The sequence below is a fragment of the Thauera sp. 63 genome (assembly GCF_000310165.2).
Taxonomy (GTDB): Bacteria; Pseudomonadota; Gammaproteobacteria; order Burkholderiales; family Rhodocyclaceae; genus Thauera; species Thauera humireducens.
In genome coordinates this window covers 42,924-62,049 of the sequence record NZ_AMXC01000004.1, presented here as the reverse complement: position 1 = coordinate 62,049, position 19,126 = coordinate 42,924, and the positions used below count along the sequence as shown (strand labels likewise).

Below are 19,126 nucleotides of genomic sequence, written 5' to 3'. Positions count from 1 at the left end.
GCGAGCTATGGTTTTCCTCATGTCTCCTCCTGGTCTTATTGATCGTGTTTTGCTCAAACCCGGCCGGCCACCAGCACGGGCCGAGGTGCAACTTCATCCGGCTGGTCCTCCTCGAGGACGCCGTCTTCGTCGAAATGAGTGGCCATGACGAAATGCGGACGGAAAGCCACGCACCACGCTGGAACAATCAGCATCGCGGCGATGGCATTGACGACGAGCATGAAGCTGAGCAGCACGGCGGCATCCGACTGGAAGCGCAGGTCCGACATGAAGACCCACAGCACGACGCCGGCGATGAGGGTGGCCGCGGTGAAAGAGACCGCGCGCCCGGTGGTCGCGACCGCGTTGATGACCGCCTTGTGGATGCTGCGGCAGCGGGCCATCTCCTCGCGAATGCGATCCATGAAATAGACGGCGTAATCGATACCCACGCCAACGCCGACCGCAATGACCGGAACGGTATTCACGTTGATCCCGATGCCGGCTGCACCCATGTACGCATAGGTCATGACCGTGGCGAACAGCATCGGCAGCACCATCAGCCATCCTGCGTGCACGGACTGGTAGTAGATCGTCACCAGCAGAAAAGCCAGGATCATGACGGTGGGGATGATGATCACGTGGTCGCGGTGCAGCGCCTGGTTCGCCGCTGCCGTCACACCGACGATGCCGCCCCCCAGCTCGATGTGCAGCCCGGGCACCTCGTCCTCGATACGGGCGATGCCCTCCTCGGCCATGGCCACTACGCGATTGAGCGTATCGGCCTTGAGATCCTTGTAGTAGAAGACGATGTTGGCCTCGCGCTCGTCAGGGCTGATGTATTCATTCAAGGCCCCCGGTATCGGACTGCTGGCCATGAAGGCAAACAACAGGCCGCCCACGTCTTCGGCCTTGGACGGGATCTGCATCCAGCGCGGATCGTCGTTGTGCAGCAGGCGATTGACCACCCGCACCACCATCGGGATGGCGCGCGTGCCGCCCAGTTCGGGGTCGCTCAGCATGTGCGCCTGAAAGCGCTCGATGGCGGCAAGCACTTCCGGCCGCTTGATCCCGCCCGGCTCGTCGGTGCGCGCCACGACGTGCAGCTCTTCCGATCCCGGGAAGAGGCCATTGATCGCCTGCGTCGACCGGTTGTAATCGTGGTCACGGGCCAGCAGCGGGCTGCCCGGTTCGGACTCGCCCAACTTCACCTGCGCAATGAACCAGCCGCCGCCGATCGCACCGATGAGCGCCAGCACGAGAATCGTGCGGGCCCCGCCATCCGTTCCGCCCGTCATCGCCATCGCACGGCGCAGGGCGCGCTGCACGCCTTCGTTCTTGTTTTCCATGTCGCGCGGCTGCGGCAGCACGCTCAGCGCGAGCGGCACCATGAAGTGCACCGTGAAGATCACCGCGAAGCCCCAGAACCCGGCAGCGATGCCCAGCTTCTGGTTGAACGGCGCGGTGCCCAATGCCAGAACGAGGATGCCGATGGCGTCGACGATGATCGCCAGCGAACCCGGGCGGAACAACGCATCCAGCGCATTGCGCGCAGCAAGGGCGCCGCTTCGCGTCTTGGCGAGCTCCTCGTAATAGCGCTCGACGAGTTGGACGCCGTGGGACATCGCCCGCGCGGCGATCAGGAAGGGGATCGGCAGGCTGAGCGGCTCAAGGTTGATCCCGATCGCCGCCATGAAACCGAGGCCCCAGATCGTCGACAGCGCAATGCCCAGCAGCGGCAGCGCTATCCCGTACAGCCGGCGGAAATAGACCACCAGCAGGAGCGCGAGCAGGGCGAGCGTCCACGCGAGGATTGCGACAATCTGGCTCAGGTAGGTGTAGACCCAGCCGGTCAGGACGGGGTTACCCGTGACGTGTATGCGGTAACCCGGCTGCTCGAGGCTGGAGCGGACTTCCTGCAGAGCGGAAAAGGTCTGCGTGTAGTCCAGTCCGACCTCGTTCAGTTGGACCTTGATCATCGCCGCCTTCAGATCAGGTGAGACGAGCAGTCCGAAAACCGCCGGGTCGGACACGACATCCCGCCGCATCTTGTTGAGCTGTTCGACGGTTCTGCGGGAAAGCGCCGGATCGTAGTAGGGCTCGGAAACGAAGCTGCCCTCGGAACTCAGGTAGGTCTTGCGTGCGGTGCGGTGCGTCAGGCTCGCGACGAGGTTGTGATTAACGCCGGGCAGGCTGTCCATGCCCTGCGTGGCCCTGTCGATCAACGCCAGAGCGTCATCGCGGAAGATGGTCCCCTGCTCCACCTCGATCGCCATCACGATCTGGTTTGCGCCGCCGAACCGCTCCTTAATCCGGTTGTACACTTGGATGTAGCTGTGGTTCTGAGGCAGCAGATCCGAGAAATCTGAATGGATGCTGAGCTTGGGCAACGCGGATGCAAAACCCAGCGTGACAAGGAAGATCAGCGCCAGGACGATGCGCGGATTGCGGAACAGCCACTCTTCGGCAACATGAAGACCGTGGGTGATCCGATGACGCAGGGACGCGACGCTCATGATCCGGCCTCCTCGGTCGAAACGACGCGCGAGAATCCGCCGGGGCCACCTACGACCAGTGCTTGCCGATCTGGGCCAAGGCTAGCCACCGACGTCAATGGAACGGGCATCGCGTCAGGGTACGCGACCGGTGTCACGCCTGACTCACTGAGCCGCGCCACGACCCCGCCGCCGCCAACGCCAAACACCTCGTTGCCTGCCCGCACCAGCCGGTAGAACGAGACACCCGTGACGTTCGGAACCGGCGCCCACGAGACACCGCCGTCGGTCGTCCTCACAACCTGGCCAGCTAGGCCGCTGGCAAAGCCCTCCTCGCGACTGACGAAGGCGACGGCGTAGGGATAGAAATCGCCGTCGATCGTGCCGATATGGGTCCAGTTTTCGCCGCCATCGGTCGTGCCGAAAACAAATCCGAACTCACCCACGATGAAGCCGTGGGACTCATCGACCATCTGGATGCTGGTCAGCTGTGCGTCGTCGGCGTCACGCGACAGGTCGATCAGCGTCCAGGTCGCGCCGAAATCCGGGCTCATCGCCACTTGGGCATGCGCACCCGTCACCCACCAGCGGCCGCGCGTATCACAGGCAGCGGAGATCGCTGGCACGGGTTCCGACAGGGCGATGCTGTCCCACTGCTGCCCTTTCGAATCACCGACCCAGCCACGCCCTTGGAAGTCGATACCCACAAAGCGGCCATCGGGACACGTGGCAAGATCGACCATGCCGCCGCCGATCGCATGCCGGCGCCACGCGCGCCCCTGATCGTCAGACACGATCACGGAACCGGCCTGACTCGCCGCCACCACGGTCACCCCATTCGACGCGATCGCCTGAACGAGGTCGTAGCGCTGAAATGGCTTGGCACGCTGCGCATCGACGCCGTCGAAACCTCCACCCCCGAATCCACAGCCAACAATGAGTGGAGCAGTGAGCGATGACAGAAGCAGCTTGCGGAGCGAATTACTGGACCGAAATCGCTCCAGCGCTTGTGCGGCACGTTCTCTAAAGTGCATGGCTATGCTTGCTATGGCTGAAAAACACATGAAGCCATAAACAAGAGTCATGCCAGATCGTAAGTATCTGTATTATCTACGTTTTAAATTGTGCAAACACTCAATCAGCCTTCGGCTGTAGAAATTTGTTAATAACGCTGGCGCACGCCGCGCGTTCATTCCACCGCGTATTTGGCACACCATTCTGAGACATCCAAGACCATCCGCGTGAGCGAGAACAGCTCAAGGTGCCACAGTCGGTCTCCAAAAATTAGCCGAGCATCCGTCTCTTTGAGGCGGCCGTGGTCCGAGGAAATCGGGCAGGTAAAGGACGAAAAAGTGCTCGCCACGCCCGAGGGGATGAACCGACGCTGTGCCTTGTGCCGCACCGCCTCGGAGCTCAGCCCGGCCCGCGGCGGATCGATGACCAGCTCGATGCCCTCGGCCACCGCCAGATGACTGCATACCGACGCGCTGCCGATGGCGCGCTCGCGTGGTGGCATCGGTGGCGGCGCGCCGTGACGGGCGGCGCGGCTCTACACCACGCACGAGATGATGGAAGCACTCGATCCGAACTACGACTCTGAGTTGGCGCGCTCAATGATGGACGCGTGCGCGCGGCTGCTGGACGCTGATTTATGCGGGACGCTGACTGAGCTTCGACGAGAAAAGCCGATCAGTCGCTGACCTTTCCCCGCGCAGCCTTGATCGACGCCCGCCGCGCCTTCCCCTCGAGCCTGCGGGTGACCGACGCACGGGTCGGCCGGGTCGCACGGCGCGCCTTCTGGGGCGCAGCGACACGCTCGATCAGTTCTTCCAGTCGGCGCAGCGCCTCGGCGCGGTTCTTCTCCAGGCTGCGAAATTTCTGCGCCTTGATGATCACCACGCCCTCCTTGCTGATGCGATGGTCGTGCAGGGCCAGCAGTCGCGCGCGGATGTCCTCGGAAAGGCTCGAGGCGGCGATATCGAAGCGCAGATGCACCGCGTTCGACACCTTGTTGACGTTCTGCCCGCCCGCACCCTGGGCCCGGATCGCGCTAATCTCGATTTCGTCAGGAGAGAGGAAAAAGTGATTTGTCATCGTTCGGCGCATAAGCCCTCGGCCGGTCGCGCGCGCGTCAGCATCCCCGAGCAGCGGCCAGGCATCTTGGCAGCTGCGCCTTCGACGCACGCTGGATCCGGCGCAACAGATCAACCGACACCCTCGGCACCTGATGCCGAAGTCGCAGCTCATCCTCGAGCCGAAGCAGCAGGCTCGCGGCCATCTCGGCATCGGCCAGGGCACGGTGGTAGCGCCCGGCGACCGGCAGATTGGCGTACTCGACCAGGACGCCCAGCTTGTGGCTTGGTGCGAGCGGCAGGAGGCGTCGGGACAGCAGTAGCGAGCACACGAAGTCCTGCTTCCTGCTGCGCTGGATCCGTGCGAGCTCCGCGTCCCAGAACTTGGCATCGAACGAGGCGTTGTGGGCGACGATCGGCATGTCGCCGACGAAATCGGAGACGTCGCGCATGACCTCGCCCGCCGAGGGCGCGCTGCGGACCATGGCGTTCGTGATCCCGGTCAGCGCCTCGATGTAAGCAGGAATCCGCACGCCCGCGTTCATCAGGCTCTGGTAGCGGTCGACCACACGACCGTCCTCCACGATGACCGCTGCGATCTCCGTGGCGCGGTCACCCTGTGCGGGTGACAACCCCGTGGTCTCGAAATCTATGACTGCCACCGCTTCCATACTCAGCACCGTCCCATCGCACGTGGCGCATGGGGACATGCGCACCTTGGCGACCGGGCAGGATTATAGGCAGGGTGGCCCGCACCCGACGACCGCCGATTGCTCCCCGCGCCTGTGGCCTGCGCCTGCAGAGTTTGCTTCTTGCATAGCACATACTGGCATGGAAGAATCTAAAGTCATTATTTTGTGACATTGCCATGGTCGCAAGTGTGCCGTGCCTGCAAGCAGCACAACGCTCCCCCTCGGCTTTGACGATCCCTCGGCGCATGTGGGCCAAGACGGACTCTGAAAGCAATTGGCACCCACTTCTGCTGCACATGCTGGATGTTGCAGCAACTGCATCAGCCCTCGTTGAGCGCGAACCTGCAGCCACTCGTAACCGACTCGCCGACATGCTCGGTCTGTCATGGGACCTTGCTCGTCCTTGGCTGTTATTGCTTATTGCTGCCCACGATCTCGGCAAGGCCTGCCCAGGGTTCCAGTGCAAATGGCAAAACCTGTCAGGACTGAATCCGGGCCGCAGTCCGAATCTCAGAATCAACCACGCCTTCGTCAGCCAGATCGCGCTAGCGGCGTGGCTTGTCGAGCTTGGCTGGCCCGATGAACTCGCTCGGCTGGCCGCCGACGCGGTGGGCTGTCACCACGGTAGCCGGGCTTCGCCAAAGACGCTTGAAGCACTTGAAGGGGATCGCAGTGCCATCGGGCGGGACGAATGGACTGATGCCCGCCATGCCCTGCTCGATACGCTGTTCGAGGTCTTCCAGCCAACAGCCCTTCCGGAGAAGGCCGGCCTTTCAGGCCCGGAGTTCATGCTGCTGGCCGGTCTCACCAGCTTTGCTGACTGGATCGGCTCCAATACCGAATGGTTCACCTTTGGCACTGAGGCCGACGCCGATGATCCAGCAGTGTGGTTTGAAGCGCGTCGTGCCAGCGCAGATCGGGCTTTGGACGTGCTGGGTTGGCAGCCCCGCACGCCGCTGCTGACCAGCCCGCTCAGCTTTCGCGAAGTGTTCGGCTTCTCGCCACGCCCCTTGCAGGAGGCCGTGGCCACCGTGCTAGCGGACCTCGACGAACCAGCCATCCTGCTGATCGAAGCTCCCATGGGCGAAGGCAAGACCGAAGCCGCCTGGTTTGCCCATCTGGAACTGCAACGCCGTTTCGAGCACCGGGGCCTGTACATCGCCCTGCCCACCCAGGCCACCGGCAATGCCATGTTTGCGCGCACCCTGGCCTTCCTGCGGGCACGGGACGCCGGCCGCGTGCTGGATCTGCAACTGCTGCATGGAGGAACCCCGCTAAACGACCATTTCCAGCAGCTTCGTCTGGCTACTGTTCATGACGACGTCGATCCCGAGGCCGCCCAAGTCAAAGCGGGCGAGTGGTTTACCCACAAGAAGCGGGCACTGCTCTCCGAATATGGCGTGGGCACGGTAGATCAGGCCCTGCTGCCGGTGCTGCCGGTGCGTCATCACTTTGTTCGCCTGTGGGGACTCGCCAACCGGGTGGTGGTGTTCGACGAGATCCATGCCTACGACGCTTATACCGGCACCCTGCTGATCCATCTGGTGCGCTGGCTGCATGCTTTGGGTTCTTCAGTGCTGCTGCTCTCGGCCACCCTGCCGCCGGCCATCCGGCGCGAACTGGCCCAGGTGGTGGGGGGGAAACTGCCCGCCACGGAAGCCGCTTACCCCCGGCTGAGTGTGTTCGCCACGGGGAACGTCCGGCAAACCCATTTCGAGGCCGATCCCACGCGGCGCGTGACTATCGACATCCTGCCCATCGGTTCGGAGCTGGAGGACATGCAGACGGAACTGCAGCTGCGACTGATCGAAGGCGGCATGGGCCTCACGCTGGTCAACACGGTGCAGCGGGCGCAGGCGCTCTATGGCCTGTTTCCCGAAGGCCGCTCCCTGCTGTGGGAGGGCGAGCAGGTCGGCAAGCTACTGGACGATGGCACCGAGATCTACCTGTTCCACGCCCGCTTCCCGGCCAGCCAGCGGCAGTTGCGCGAACAGCGTGTGCTCGACATCTTCGGCAAGGCGGGCGGCGAGAACGGCGAGCTGCGCCGCGGGCGCAAGATCCTGATCGCCACCCAAGTGGCCGAGCAGAGCCTCGACCTGGATTTCGACCTCATGGCAACTGACCTGGCCCCCATCGACCTGCTGTTGCAGCGGGCTGGTCGGCTTTGGCGGCACCCCCGGCCCCATCGCCCCGTCGCGGCTCCGATACTGCTGGTCGCAGGGCTAGCCGGGGATGCGCCTGACGACTTCGGCCGCCCCCTGTGGTGGGGCGCGGTCTATGCGGAATCCGTCCTGCTGCGCACCTGGTGTCTGCTACGCCAGCCGGAACGCCGGCAGATCATCCTGCCCGACCACATCGATACGCTGGTGCAGGCCGTTTACGAGGAAGACGTCTCCATCCCGGATGCATTGCAGGCGCGGCTGGACAAAGCACTGATGGCGTCGGACGGCGACGATATCGCCAAGACCCAGCAGGCACATGGCGCTATCATCGGTCTGCCCGACGATGCGTCCTGGGACGAGCCGGCGCGTTTCGTCCTGTATGACGAAGACGATCCCTACGTGCATCGCACCCTGGCTGCGCAAACCCGTCTGGGGGACGAGTCCCTGACCGTGATTCCCCTCGGGCCTGCCGACGGCTTTGACGTCGGGACCGCACCCCGCCTCGAGCAGGCCAGGGTGTGGTCCCGGCGCACCCTGCGCGTCGGGCGCAAGGGTGTGGTGAAGCAGCTCAAGGCGCTGGGCATCCCCGAGTCTGCCTGGCGTCAATTACTTTGGCCGGTCGACGTCAATTATCCTGGCCGGTGGAAGCGAGGCATGAGGGGTTCAGCCTTTCGGCTTTGAGGTGTTGGGGTTGCGTTGCTCAGAAGGGGCGAGCCCCTTCTGAGCAACGCGGCGGCGGAAGCTCTCCACGTTCATCTCGAAGATCGTGGCGTGATGCACGAGTCGGTCGACGGTGGCCAGCGTCATCGCTGGTTCGGCAAAGACGTGGCCCCACTCCGAGAACGGCTGATTTGCGGTGATGGCCAGGCTCTTGCGCTCGTAGCGCTCGGCGATGAGCTCGAAGAGCACCGAGGTCTCGCCCTGGTCGCGGCGAACGTAGCTGAAGTCGTCGCAGATCAGCAGGTCGAAGCGGTCGAGCTTGGCCAGTTCGGCCGGCAAGCGCAGATCGCGCCGGGCGGCCTGCAGGCGCTGCACTAGGTCGCTCGTGCGGGTGAAGAGCACGCGGTAGCCGCGTTCGATGAGGGCGTGGCCGATGCTGGCGATCAGGTGCGTCTTGCCGACACCCGGCGGCCCGAAGAGCAGGATGTTCGCGCCTTGTTCGAGCCAGCTGTCGCCCTCGGCCAGCGCGGTGACGTGCGCCTTGGAGACCGTCGGCACGGCCGCGAAGTCGAAGGCCGACAGGCGCTTGTCCGGTGGCAAGGCGGACTCGGCGCGGTGGCGGTCGATGCGGCGGGTCTCGCGCTCATGCATTTCATGCTCGCACAGGGCGGCCAGAAACCGCTCGGCCGGCCAGCCCTCGCGGTTCGACTGCTCGGCCAGCGCTGGCCACAGCCGCTTGATAGTGGGCAGTCGCAGCTCGGTGAGCATCATGGGCAGCGTTGCCGTCTCGATGGCGCTCATACCGCCACCTCGTACAGTCCGTCGTAGACCGACAGCGCGGGCAAGGCGACGGTGACCGCCGGCAGGGGTGTCTGGCGGGGCGCGAAACGCGCCTCCAGCCCCTCGAGATCGGGCAAGGTGCCCGCCTGCAGTAAGCCCCCGAGGATCTGTGCGAGCTGGACCTCGCACGCGCCGCGTGCGGCCAGATCGAGCAGTCCCACCATGAGCTTGCAGGCCTGACGCTCGGGCACGGTCTCGATCAGGCGCTCCCAGGTCTGCCGGTACTCGGCGCGGGGGAACATGTCATCGCGCAGCGCCCAACGGGCAAAGGCGCCGGGTTTGCGCTTGAGCGCGGGTAGCAGGTGCCGGTAATCGACCTGCTTGCCGCGCTGCTTGCCCGCCGGCACCGTCCCGCGCACGCTCTCGAACACGCACACCCCGCCCAGCCAGCCTTCGAGGCGCTCGGGGTAGAGGCGAAACTGGAGCCGATGGCCGATCAGGCGCGAGGGCACGCTATAGAGCACGCGACGGATGCTGACGGTGCTGAACTTGGTCACGCGTGCTTCGATCTCCTCGTACTCGCTGGTCCGGCGCACCGGTAGCGCGGCGAGCTGGCTGCGCTCTTCGGCCAGGCGCGTCTGGATGCGTCGGTTCAGCCGTGCGACGACCTCTGCGACGAAACGTCGATAGTCGGCAGGGGTGGCGAACTCGCGGTGTCCGCGCAGCAGCAACGCCTGTTCGAGCGCCCCCTTCAAGCTGCCCTGACGCGACTCGATGGCGCCGTTCTCGTGCGACTGCCCGAGATTGTTCCGGCTCGGACGCATGCCATAGTGCCGACACAGATCTTCGTAACGGCGGGTGAGCGTTTCCGCTTCGGCCAGATTGTTGAACGCGGCCGACAGGCTGTCGGTGCGGTGCTCTTCGGGCACCCCACCCAGGGCCCACAGGGCATTCTGCAGACCCTGCGCCAGGGCGGCGAAGCTCTCGCCGCCGCACACGAGCTCGGCATGGCGCCAGCCCGAGTAGGCCAACGCGAACTGGTACAGGCGATGCGCGAAGTGTTCGCCGCCCACCGTGATCCTGAGTTCGTCACACACGGTGAAGTCCGACAGCGCCAAACGGCCCGGTGGATTGGCTTGCGAGAAGAACACCTCCTTCTCGTGTCCGTGCTCGGCGCGCCACATGCGGATCCGCCGCTGCAGGGTGCGCAGCACCCCATCGCCGAACACCTCACCGTGACGGCGCTGCAACTCCTCGAGCAGCGTGCGGCCCTGCAGCCCAGGTTCGCGCTCGAGCAAGGGCACCAGCTCCTGCTCCCAGACGTCCGCCAGCGGATCGGCGCGCGTCCGCCATGTCCTCGGTCCGCGCTGCGACGGCAACCCGTCGGCCTGCTCGATACGCCGTGCCGAGCGCACGCTGATGCCCATCCGGGCCGCCGCGATCTGCTGCGTCCCCTGCCTTCTTGCTTCCTTGTATTTGCGCACTTGTTGGTCCGTGATCTTCTTGCCGGGCACCGAGCGCCTCCCAACGCCTGTCGTCAGAAGAGCACTCTATCCCTCGCTTCCGGACCTTCCCGGCTGCAGATCCAACCGGCCAAGATAGTTGTCGTCGACCGGTCAGGTTAATTGTCGCCGGCCACCGAGTCCTGGCAGCAGTGCCCGCTGCTGCGCAACCACTTTCCCCTGTGTCTGGACGACGAAGGCCGCTGGCTGGCGGATAGCTCCGTTCGTCTCGATCGCGCGCTGGGGCTGACCTATGGCAACGAAACCTGAAAGCGGAGGCGCAATGACCGACAGCATGGATGACGTCGCACAGGCGGTGACGCCACGTTTCAACCTGATTGATGAACCCTGGATACCGGTGCGCTGGCTGGACGGCCACCACGGCGAACTGGGTATCCGCGACACCCTGCTGCAAGCGGAGCGCATCGCCGAGATCCAGGACGCTTCACCGCTGGTGGTCGCAGCCTTGCACCGCTTCCTGCTGGCAGTGCTGTATCGGGCCTTGGAGGGGCCGACGGATGGGCAACAGGCCAAAAACTGGTTCAACCTGGGCTGGCCAAGCGGGAAGATCGAGGCGTATCTGGAGAGGTGGCGCGAGCGCTTCTGGCTGTTCGATCCGCGTTATCCATTTGGACAGATTTCCAGCTTCGAACCGCGAATCTGGCGGGCGTGGACAGTACTGGCCGCCGAGCACAATGCCGACAACGCCAAGGTCCTGTTCGACCATGTGGATGTCAATCGTGCTGGTGCGATTGCCCCGGCCCAGGCAATCCGCTGGCTGCTGGCGACCCAGACCTTCTCGGTGAGCTGCGGCAAGAGCGAGTTGTCCCACACCGGTACCGCACCTTCGGCGACGGCGGTAATGGCTTTTCCGCTGGGGCGCAATCTCTTCGATACATTGTCCTACGCGCTGGTGCCGCAGAACAGGCTGGTGCTGGCCGGCGACCTCCCGTTATGGGAGCGGGAACCTGAAACGCTAGATGCGCTGAAAGGCGGTTGCGAGCGCACGCCCAGCGGCTTCGCGGACCGCTACACCTGGCGCATTCGTGCCATTTGTCTGCAGGCCGACGCAGAGGGCATGGTTTCCCGACTTGCGTTTGCCTCCGGTGTGGGGCCGCAGGCCGAACAGCAGAGCGATCCGATGCTGGGTTACCGGGTTGACGAGAAGAAAGGTCGGTTGCCGGTGGTCTTTCGCGAACGGGGGTTCTGGCGCGACTTCGATTCCCTGCTGCCCGATGCGGCTGGTTGCGCTCCCCAGGTTATCGAGCATGCCATCGATCTGGGTCGTACAGTGCCGCAACGCTTTCCTTCCTCGGTGATGGTGGCAGGGCAGTCCAATGACAAGGCCAAGATCGAATACTGGCGTATGGAGCGTTTCAGTCTGCCGCCCGCGCTGGCCAGCGACCGCATGGTGCGAGCGGAGATTCGTATCTTGCTTGCCGCAGCTGAAGAGGCACAAACCGCGCTCTGGCAAGCGTGCAAGGCCTTTGCCCGCAATCTGCTCAGCCGTGGTGAGCGGGAGCCAGCAGGCAAGGATGTGAGCAACTTCCTGCGCCAGATGCCCGTCACCGACACCTACTCGTCCAGCTTGGAGCCCCGTTTTCACCAAATCCTCGCCGAGTACACCGAGGAACGCGATCCCGACGACATCCGCCTCTCGTGGCTCCGGCACGTGCGCTCCGCGATGCGTAGCGCATGGCGTGCCCATGCCTCTAGCGTGGCGGCCGGCGACGCCTGGGCGATCCGTGCGCTGGTTCAGGCCGAAGCACCGGTCCTGCGCCACCTCGGCAGGCTCAATGAAGAAATTTCCAAGCTCGAACCTCAAGAGGAGTCCGCATGAGTGCCTACCTGAACTGGTTGGAAGATTTGAACAAACGGGATAGCCGCGTGCGGGCCGTGCTGCGCCGCAGCCTTGCCTTTGATCCCGGCGCTTTTCCCGCGGCCTATCCCTATGTCGAGCCCTTCCTCAAGGATGAAAACAGCCACTGGCGCCGGCAGGTGCATTACGTGGTGGCCGCCTTGTGGGCGGCACATTGGAAGATGGGGCGCACCGATCCTGCCCAAGCAATTGGTGAGGCGATTGCCCGTTACGCGATGCTTCACCACACCTCAGAACAACTAAGGAAGGGAGCGTTCAGCACCGAGCGCCGCTTCATCGCCCTGCTCGATGCGGACGCCGACGAACTGCCCTACCGGCTGCGCCAGATGGTCGCCCTGCTGAAGGAGCAAGCCATCGACTTCGATGCACTGCTCACTGACCTGTTGCGCTGGCACGCCCCGGACAAGCGCACTCAGAACCTGTGGGCGCGCCAGTTCTATCGCATGCTGCAAGAAGACACCGATCTGTCTGAAGAATCCGAAACCGAAGAGGAGTCCGCATGAGAACCATCGTCGAAATCCACGTGCTGCAGAACTTCGCGCCTTCCAACCTTAACCGTGACGACACCGGCGCCCCCAAGGACGCCCTGTTCGGCGGCACGCGGCGAGCGCGTATCTCCAGCCAGTGCTCCAAGCGGGCGGTGCGGCATTTTTTTGGCGAGCAGGTCGCGCAGGGGCTCCTGAGTGCCGATGATCTGGCTCGCCGAAGCAAGCGTGTGCTGGAAGCCCTGATCGGGATTCTGGTTGAGAAGGGCCGCGATGCCGAAGCAGCGAAACAAAAAGCGACCTTGGCACTAGGAGCCATGGAACTCGCGGTCAAGGACGAAGGCAAGACCGAATACCTGCTGTTCCTTGGGCAGCGGGAAATTGCCGGCATCGCCGATGTGGTGCATGAAAAGTGGGACGCTCTGGTTGCGCCTGAAACGCCTGCCGCCGAGGGCAAGAAAGCCGGCAAAGCCAAGAAGCAGGCGGCCCAAGGCATCGACCCAGAAATCCGTAAGGCGCTGGACAAGGTGTTTAACGGCGGCAAGGCGTTGGATGTGGCGCTGTTTGGCCGCATGCTGGCCGACATGCCCGAGAAGAACCAGAACGCCGCCTGCCAGGTCGCCCATGCCCTGTCCACCCACGCAGTGGAACGGGAGTTCGACTTCTACACCGCTGTGGACGACTTGAAACCCGAGGACACCGCCGGGGCGGACATGATGGGAACGGTGGAATTCAATTCCGCCTGCTTCTACCGCTACGCCGTGGTGGACTGGGAGAAGCTGGGCCAGAACCTGCAGGACGACACCGAACTGGCCGCCAAGGGCCTGCGTGCCTTTCTCGAAGGCTTCGTGGTGGCTGAGCCCACCGGCAAGCAGAACACCTTTGCCGCCCACAACCCACCGGAATTCGTATTGGTCACGGTGCGCCGCAATACGGCACCGCGCAATCTGGCCAATGCGTTCGAGACCGCCATCCGCGCCCGGGACAGCCTGACGCGCAGTTCCGCCAACGCGCTGCTGGGCAAGGCCAGGGGACTGCAGGCGGCCTATGGTGGCGAAGCCGCAGCCTTCGCGTTGGACCTGACTGGTGCGGAGGTCGGCGACGTGGCGAAGCCGGTAGCTTCCCTCGCCGCGCTGCTCGACGCGGCGATGGCCGAAGTGCAGCGGGGCTGAGCCATGGCGACCGTACTGCTGCGCCTGATGGGGCCGATGCAGTCCTGGGGCACCACCAGCCGCTTCGATGAGCGGGACACCGGCAAGGAGCCCAGCAAATCGGGCGTGCTTGGGCTGGTGGCGGCCGCCCTTGGCATCGACCGGGAGAACTGGCGCGACCTGAAACCCCTGTGCCGGCTGCGCATGGGTGTGCGCCACGACCGTCCTGGCGTGCCAAAACGCGATTACCAAACTGCCCAGCGGGTGATTTCCGCGGACGGTTCGAAGATCCACGACACCGCCGTCACCACCCGCCACTACCTCGCCGATGCTGCCTTCTTGGTCGGCCTGTGTGGCGAGGACCGCGCCTTGCTCGAACGCATCCATGGCGCCCTCGCCGATCCTGTGTGGCCGCTTGCCCTGGGACGCAAGTCCTATGTGCCCTCGGAGCCCATCTGGATGCCCGATGCGGTGGTGGATGCAGATCTGCGCGCCACACTTGTCCAGTGGCCCGCCGTCGCGTCACCCCGCCCGGACTCGCCACGTACCCCGCGGATTCTGTCCCTCGAATCCCCCGACCGCTCCGGCCTGATGAAGATGGATCAGCCCCTGTCATCCTTTGCCGAGCGTCGCTTCGGCCCTCGTTTTGTCATTTCGGAGGTGCTGGATGTTCCTCTCCAAACTACTGCTTGACCCCGCCCACCCGCAGGCGCGGCGCGATCTAGCCAATGCCTATGAGATGCACCGCACCCTGAGCCGGGTCTATGCCACGGGCCCAGATGACCCGCCGGCACGCTTCCTATGGCGGTTGGAACACAGCGGCGACCGCTTGCCGGAGGAGGGAGCCACCGTACTGCTGCAGTCCGCCGCGCCCGGTCGCTGGCAGTGCCTGCAGGAATTGCCTGGCTACGCCCGGGATCTGCATCCCGACAAGACCGTGCCTGTGGAGCAACTCCTGCAGGCCAGCCGCTGCCATGTGTTCCGGCTCTACTGTAATCCGACCGTAACCCGCGACCGCAAGCGTTACGGTCTGCTGCGTGAAGAAGAGCAACTCGCCTGGCTGGCCCGCCAGGGACGTCAGCACGGATTTTCACCGCTGCATGTTCGCATTGGCCGCAGCGAGCGCATCAGCCATCGGCATGGGCGGACCGGTCAGCGCATTACGCTGCAGACGGTGCAGTTCGATGGCTTTCTGAGCGTCGAGGATCCCGCGCAGTTGGGGCAGGCCCTGGTAAACGGTATTGGTCACGGCAAGGCGCTAGGCTTGGGAATGCTGTCGCTTGCGCCGGCCCACGGCTGACCATGCTGCCACCCCTCAAACCCATCCCCATCAAGGAGCGCATGTCCATCGTCTTCGTCGAGAAGGGCGAGATCGACGTGGTGGATGGAGCCTTCGTGGTGGTGGATCAGCAGGGTTTCCGGGTGCGGCCGGTGCTTACCCACATCCCGGTGGGCGGGGTCGCCTGCATCATGCTGGAGCCAGGTACTAGGGTGTCCCACATGGCGGCTGCGTTGGCAGCGCGGGTGGGAACGCTGCTTGTGTGGGTGGGAGAGGCCGGTGTGCGCCTGTACTCATCCGGCCAGCCCGGCGGCGCGCGTGCCGACCGCCTTCTCTACCAGGCCCGCCTGGCGCTGGACGACACCCTGCGGTTGAAGGTGGTGCGCAAGATGTATGCGCTGCGCTTCGGTGAGGAGCCGCCAGCCAGGCGCAGCGTGGAGCAGTTGCGTGGCATCGAGGGGGCGCGGGTCAAGCGGACCTACCAGCTGCTGGCGCAGAAGTTTGGCGTGAAGTGGACCGGCCGCGCCTACAACCCGGAGGACTGGGACGTGTCCGACCTGCCCAACCGCTGTCTGTCGTCCGCCACAGCGGCGCTGTACGGCGTGACTGAAGCTGCGGTGCTGGCTGCGGGATACGCCCCGGCGGTAGGCTTCATCCACACCGGCAAGCCGCTCTCTTTCGTGTACGACGTGGCCGACATCTACAAATTCGATACTGTGGTGCCCACCGCCTTCCAGGTGGCTGCCAGCAACCCGCCCAAGCCGGAACAGGCTGTGCGCCTTGCCTGCCGCGATATCTTCCGCAAAACCAAACTGCTGGAACGCATCATCCCGGACATCGAAGAGATCCTTGCCGCCGGCGAAATTCCCCGCCCCGAGGCGCCGGAAGAGTCCGTCGCCCCTGCCATCACCAATCCAGAGAGTCTGGGTGATGCTGGTCATCGTGCTTGAGAATGCTCCGCCCCGGCTACGGGGCCGGCTGGCCCTATGGCTGCTGGAGGTGCGCGCCGGAGTGTATGTGGGCACATATTCGCGCAAGGTGCGGGAGCACATCTGGAACCAGGTGGAAGCTGGAATTGAAGATGGTAATGCGGTGATGATGTGGCACACGAACAACGAAGCTGGTTTCGAGTTCCAGACCCTCGGCCCCAACCGTCGGCTGCCCGCCGACTGGGACGGCGTGCGGCTTGTAAGTTTCCATCCAGACGCACAGAAGAACGATCTTTAAAAACTCGAAAACATGCCAATGGCAATAAAATGAGTCGGTGAAATTCACGCTTCAAATATTTCCATTAAAATTCATGGAGATGGAGGCAGTGTGTTCCCCACGCCCGTGGGGATGAACCGTATTTCTGGGCCGGGTACATGAGGACTGTCGGGTGTTCCCCACGCCCGTGGGGATGAACCTCCATCAGCGTCGGAGAACCCACTCTCGGATTGGTGTTCCCCACGCCCGTGGGGATGAACCGTACGGACGTCCGTACTCGGCTGGGAGTCCGCGGTGTTCCCCACGCCCGTGGGGATGAACCGTCGGCCATGGGGCCGCCGCCGGTTTCGAGGAAGTGTTCCCCACGCCCGTGGGGATGAACCGCCGACGCGGTGTCGCTTGCGCAGTCGCTGCTGGTGTTCCCCACGCCCGTGGGGATGAACCGCCATTATCGACGCGCTCCTGCTGCTGGATTCAGTGTTCCCCACGCCCGTGGGGATGAACCGCGCACCGCATATCGCGCGGCGGCTGAACAGTTGTGTTCCCCACGCCCGTGGGGATGAACCGCCGACGCGTTCGCCGCCTGGCTTCTTGGCACGGTGTTCCCCACGCCCGTGGGGATGAACCGGATTGCGGCGCTTGCTCTGCCCTCTTCCACCGCGTGTTCCCCACGCCCGTGGGGATGAACCGGTTGAGCCAGGGCCGTCGTACTCGAATGACGTGTGTTCCCCACGCCCGTGGGGATGAACCGCACGCAGAGTCGCTGCTTCCGATGCTGGGACTGTGTTCCCCACGCCCGTGGGGATGAACCGTCTTCGCCGTAGATCCACTGCATCTCGTTGCGGTGTTCCCCACGCCCGTGGGGATGAACCGTCACTTTCATGAATTTCCCCTTTCGGCAGTGCGTGTTCCCCACGCCCGTGGGGATGAACCGAGTTCCGGGGCGGCGGCCTTTGGCTCTCTGTTCGTGTTCCCCACGCCCGTGGGGATGAACCGGCTGCGCTTCGGGTGCTCGTTGGGCTTCACGTGTGTTCCCCACGCCCGTGGGGATGAACCGGGCGTCTTCACCCTGGCGGGTGCGGCCCTTGTGTGTTCCCCACGCCCGTGGGGATGAACCGGCAAGCGTTAGCGTGAGCAAAGCGCAACTGTGGTGTTCCCCACGCCCGTGGGGATGAACCGCCGTACCTGCCGGAATCGGCCCGCAACCTGCTGTGTTCCCCACGCCCGTGGGGATGAACCGGCCATCATGACAGAGCGAACTTTCAATCTGGTGTGTTCCCCACGCCCGTGGGGATGAACCGTCGACGACCTGAACGGGCGTATAGACGATGCCGTGTTCCCCACGCCCGTGGGGATGAACCGTGATGCCGCACTGGAACGAAGCACGGCTGCAGGTGTTCCCCACGCCCGTGGGGATGAACCGCAAGCAGCTAGTGCAATGTACGGCGGGTTTGTGTGTTCCCCACGCCCGTGGGGATGAACCGGAATTGAACGCGCCCGGTCGGACTTCTTCCAGGTGTTCCCCACGCCCGTGGGGATGAACCGGGGTCGACTAGGTCGATTACAGCGCAGTGACGGTGTTCCCCACGCCCGTGGGGATGAACCGCTCACGGCCTTGCGCCGCCCTGCTGCCGTCTCGTGTTCCCCACGCCCGTGGGGATGAACCGGCGTGCGTGATCCCGACCTTTTGCATCGCGGCGTGTTCCCCACGCCCGTGGGGATGAACCGTGACGTCGAGGAAATCGTCGAGCTCATCGAGCGTGTTCCCCACGCCCGTGGGGATGAACCGCGTGGCGGCGGAGATCGGAAATGCGATTATCCGTGTTCCCCACGCCCGTGGGGATGAACCGAGAAAAAAATATCCTTCTTCGCATTGATGCTGGTGTTCCCCACGCCCGTGGGGATGAACCGGTTATTGGCGGCCCGATTTGGGCGGCGCTACTGTGTTCCCCACGCCCGTGGGGATGAACCGACATCGCATACCCTTCGTTCATGACAATCGGCGTGTTCCCCACGCCCGTGGGGATGAACCGTGGAACCCGGACCTGCGCCACATCGGCTACCAGTGTTCCCCACGCCCGTGGGGATGAACCGGAGTAGCTGATGGCGCAGTACTGGGAAGACTGGTGTTCCCCACGCCCGTGGGGATGAACCGGAGATCCTGACGGAGTACCTCGTCTATCCGTAGTGTTCCCCACGCCCGTGGGGATGAACCGCTCGTCATGGGCACGCATATTCATGGCGCGGGCGTGTTCCCCACGCCCGTGGGGATGATCCGTTGTCGAGGCGCCTGGCGCACCCGAGAGTGCCGTGTTCCCCACGCCCGTGGGGATGAACCGCTGGCCGGCATCCTCACGCGCACGGCAAACGTGTGTTCCCCACGCCCGTGGGGATGAACCTTTACCGGCGTGCCCGGCACTGTCGCCTGATAGGTGTTCCCCACGCCCGTGGGGATGAACCGTCGCATAGCCGTCCGGCAGGGTGCGGAAGGGAGTGTTCCCCACGCCCGTGGGGATGAACCGAACTCGCGCATGATCTGCGACCATTGCACCGCGTGTTCCCCACGCCCGTGGGGATGAACCGTGCAGCGAGACAGTCGGCGCGGAGGTGACAATGTGTTCCCCACGCCCGTGGGGATGAACCGGCGCCCCGAGCAGATCGAGCGGGAGCCCTTCTGTGTTCCCCACGCCCGTGGGGATGAACCGTGCCCGCCCTGCGCATGGTCGAGACGATGACGGTGTTCCCCACGCCCGTGGGGATGAACCGGCAGCGTGAGTGCGCCGC

16 protein-coding genes and 1 CRISPR repeat array (1 of these 17 running past the window's edge) are annotated in these 19,126 nt (G+C 64.4%); of the genes, 9 read left to right on the top strand and 7 right to left on the bottom strand.

What is annotated here, in order from left to right; genetic code table 11:
- Positions 1–53: 53 nt before the first annotated feature.
- The 5 genes from C664_RS05290 to C664_RS05270 form a co-directional block, all read right to left on the bottom strand.
- Positions 54–2,495, bottom strand: coding sequence for an efflux RND transporter permease subunit (locus C664_RS05290; protein WP_004254497.1), 2,442 nt, complete (start codon positions 2,493–2,495; stop codon positions 54–56).
- The gene (locus C664_RS05285; protein ID WP_051019118.1) at positions 2,492–3,559 is read right to left on the bottom strand and encodes a WD40/YVTN/BNR-like repeat-containing protein; all 1,068 of its coding nucleotides are present in this window, start codon (positions 3,557–3,559) and stop codon (positions 2,492–2,494) included. The genes C664_RS05290 and C664_RS05285 overlap by 4 nt, the downstream gene beginning before the upstream one ends.
- 104 nt (positions 3,560–3,663) lie before the next feature.
- Positions 3,664–3,990 carry a hypothetical protein gene (locus tag C664_RS20905; RefSeq protein ID WP_004254490.1) on the bottom strand — a complete coding sequence of 109 codons (327 nt, stop codon included), beginning with the start codon at positions 3,988–3,990 and terminating at the stop codon, positions 3,664–3,666.
- Positions 3,991–4,163: 173 nt separating this feature from the next.
- Positions 4,164–4,568: an alternative ribosome rescue aminoacyl-tRNA hydrolase ArfB gene (gene arfB / locus C664_RS05275; protein ID WP_004254486.1), complete on the bottom strand. Its 405-nt coding sequence runs from the start codon at positions 4,566–4,568 to the stop codon at positions 4,164–4,166.
- Between the two features lie 37 nt (positions 4,569–4,605).
- Positions 4,606–5,217, bottom strand: a complete 612-nt coding sequence (locus C664_RS05270; protein WP_038011023.1) for a 3'-5' exonuclease — start codon at positions 5,215–5,217, stop codon at positions 4,606–4,608.
- Between the two features lie 266 nt (positions 5,218–5,483).
- On the opposite strand from C664_RS05270, the gene cas3 reads away from it, so the two are divergent.
- The gene (gene cas3, locus C664_RS05265; RefSeq protein ID WP_198291478.1) at positions 5,484–8,081 is read left to right on the top strand and encodes a CRISPR-associated helicase Cas3'; all 2,598 of its coding nucleotides are present in this window, start codon (positions 5,484–5,486) and stop codon (positions 8,079–8,081) included.
- On the opposite strand, the gene istB is transcribed toward cas3, so the two are convergent.
- Both istB and istA read right to left on the bottom strand, forming a co-directional pair.
- The gene (gene istB, locus C664_RS05260; protein ID WP_004254443.1) at positions 8,064–8,861 is read right to left on the bottom strand and encodes an IS21-like element ISAZo16 family helper ATPase IstB; all 798 of its coding nucleotides are present in this window, start codon (positions 8,859–8,861) and stop codon (positions 8,064–8,066) included. The two genes, cas3 and istB, sit on opposite strands and share 18 nt — an antisense overlap.
- Complete coding sequence (gene istA / locus C664_RS05255) at positions 8,858–10,354, bottom strand: IS21 family transposase (RefSeq protein WP_038011022.1); 1,497 nt, start codon at positions 10,352–10,354, stop codon at positions 8,858–8,860. The genes istB and istA overlap by 4 nt, the downstream gene beginning before the upstream one ends.
- 111 nt (positions 10,355–10,465) lie before the next feature.
- Between istA and C664_RS20600 the strand changes: the two genes are divergently transcribed.
- Genes C664_RS20600 through cas2e form a run of 8 tightly spaced genes read left to right on the top strand, consistent with a single transcriptional unit; the run spans position 10,466 to position 16,363 of the window.
- The gene (locus C664_RS20600) at positions 10,466–10,612 is read left to right on the top strand and encodes a hypothetical protein (protein WP_004254435.1); all 147 of its coding nucleotides are present in this window, start codon (positions 10,466–10,468) and stop codon (positions 10,610–10,612) included.
- Positions 10,613–10,625: 13 nt separating this feature from the next.
- A complete protein-coding gene (gene casA / locus C664_RS05250) occupies positions 10,626–12,182 on the top strand; it encodes a type I-E CRISPR-associated protein Cse1/CasA (protein WP_004254431.1) in 1,557 nt (518 codons plus the stop codon).
- Positions 12,179–12,724 (top strand): type I-E CRISPR-associated protein Cse2/CasB, encoded by a 546-nt coding sequence (gene casB / locus C664_RS05245; protein ID WP_004254426.1) that lies wholly within the window; start codon positions 12,179–12,181, stop codon positions 12,722–12,724. The genes casA and casB overlap by 4 nt, the downstream gene beginning before the upstream one ends.
- Entirely contained in the window at positions 12,721–13,878 is a 1,158-nt protein-coding gene (cas7e, locus tag C664_RS05240; RefSeq protein ID WP_004254422.1) for a type I-E CRISPR-associated protein Cas7/Cse4/CasC, read from the top strand. The genes casB and cas7e overlap by 4 nt, the downstream gene beginning before the upstream one ends.
- Before the next feature lie 3 nt (positions 13,879–13,881).
- Positions 13,882–14,550, top strand: coding sequence for a type I-E CRISPR-associated protein Cas5/CasD (gene cas5e, locus C664_RS05235; protein ID WP_004254419.1), 669 nt, complete (start codon positions 13,882–13,884; stop codon positions 14,548–14,550).
- On the top strand, positions 14,525–15,157 hold the full coding sequence (gene cas6e / locus C664_RS05230; RefSeq protein ID WP_004254415.1) for a type I-E CRISPR-associated protein Cas6/Cse3/CasE: 633 nt from the start codon (positions 14,525–14,527) through the stop codon (positions 15,155–15,157). Before cas5e ends, cas6e begins: the two co-directional genes overlap by 26 nt.
- A 2-nt stretch (positions 15,158–15,159) precedes the next feature.
- Positions 15,160–16,086 (top strand): type I-E CRISPR-associated endonuclease Cas1e, encoded by a 927-nt coding sequence (cas1e, locus tag C664_RS05225; RefSeq protein WP_004254411.1) that lies wholly within the window; start codon positions 15,160–15,162, stop codon positions 16,084–16,086.
- Positions 16,067–16,363 carry a type I-E CRISPR-associated endoribonuclease Cas2e gene (gene cas2e, locus C664_RS05220; RefSeq protein WP_002924816.1) on the top strand — a complete coding sequence of 99 codons (297 nt, stop codon included), beginning with the start codon at positions 16,067–16,069 and terminating at the stop codon, positions 16,361–16,363. Before cas1e ends, cas2e begins: the two co-directional genes overlap by 20 nt.
- A gap of 90 nt (positions 16,364–16,453) precedes the next feature.
- Positions 16,454–19,126: direct repeats of the CRISPR family, unit length 29 nt; unit sequence GTGTTCCCCACGCCCGTGGGGATGAACCG (it continues 104 nt past the right edge of the window).